This is a genomic window from Oleiphilus sp. HI0061, from assembly GCF_001635675.1.
Genome location: NZ_LWFE01000539.1, coordinates 1 through 986, shown reverse-complemented (window position 1 = coordinate 986; position 986 = coordinate 1). Strand labels below are relative to the sequence as shown.

The window sequence follows — 986 nt, the reverse complement described above, 5'->3', positions numbered from 1 at the left end:
TTGCACCAGAACAAGCCGTACACAAACGCCGTCAGATAAAGCTCTCGGGAGAAGTAAAGCGGGACAGCGACGGTATCTACGATCAACCAGCAAACCCATGTCTCTAGCCTTCTCTTCATCAAAAGAAACTGCGCAAGAACGCTAAACATGAGAACAATTGAATCGATAAATGGCGCGTACGCATCCGTCATCTCATGCAAAAGCCATCCATAGGCTAAGGTTGCTAAGACTGCAGCTGCTATGAATGAAACGAAATTTGTCATTTTGGTTCGCTGAATCGGGTGTAATTGTTTTTTAGCCCCCCAATACATCCAGCCATAGATGCTCGTGAGTATGAAGAACACCATCAGCGTGACGTCTGCATAGAGATTGACCTGATAGAACAGAACGGCAAACAAGCCGCAGCCTATGATACCAGTCCACCACGTGTTTACATTGTTTCTCGCTGCCAATATGACGCTGATAACAAATACTGCGTTTGCAGACCATTCCAAATAGCTAATCAAAATATGTTCCTTAAATCACTTGAATATTGAATTATTTTTTTATCGCTGCTTACTTTCTCAAACAGATTGATCTGAACCTGTTGGCCAAGCTTAGTTTCCAATAACTGTTTAATTGAATCCGAATACGTCTCATTCGGCAAAGTTATAGTCAGTGTACCTTCTGCATATTGATGCAAAGAAAACTGAGATAATGGAAATTTCTGTAGCATATGCGTGACATCAACATTGTTAAGCCATACACCATCTTTAGTCTTATACTGAACCGGCGGCCGCCCTTCTAGATCTCTGATGTACCAATGCCCGTCTTCAAGCTCGAGTCTTCCAAAATCACCGGTGCGATAACGTATCAACGGCAGATAATCGTTAAACCCACCGGTCAAAACAATCTCCCCTCTTTCTCCGCAATCAACCGGATTGCCATTGGCATCAAGGATCTCGACTAGAAGTTTTGACTGAAGAAGTCGAAAGCCTTCTTTGCCG

General features: G+C 43.3%; 1 protein-coding gene and 1 pseudogene. Both read right to left on the bottom strand.

Annotated features, from left to right (window positions below):
• A partial coding sequence (gene pnuC / locus A3735_RS07080; RefSeq protein ID WP_068637832.1) for a nicotinamide riboside transporter PnuC occupies window positions 1–506 on the bottom strand: 506 nt, incomplete at its 3' end.
• Window positions 503–986, bottom strand: a pseudogene (locus A3735_RS30440) (hypothetical protein); the annotation flags it as partial. The gene pnuC and the pseudogene A3735_RS30440, both read right to left, overlap by 4 nt.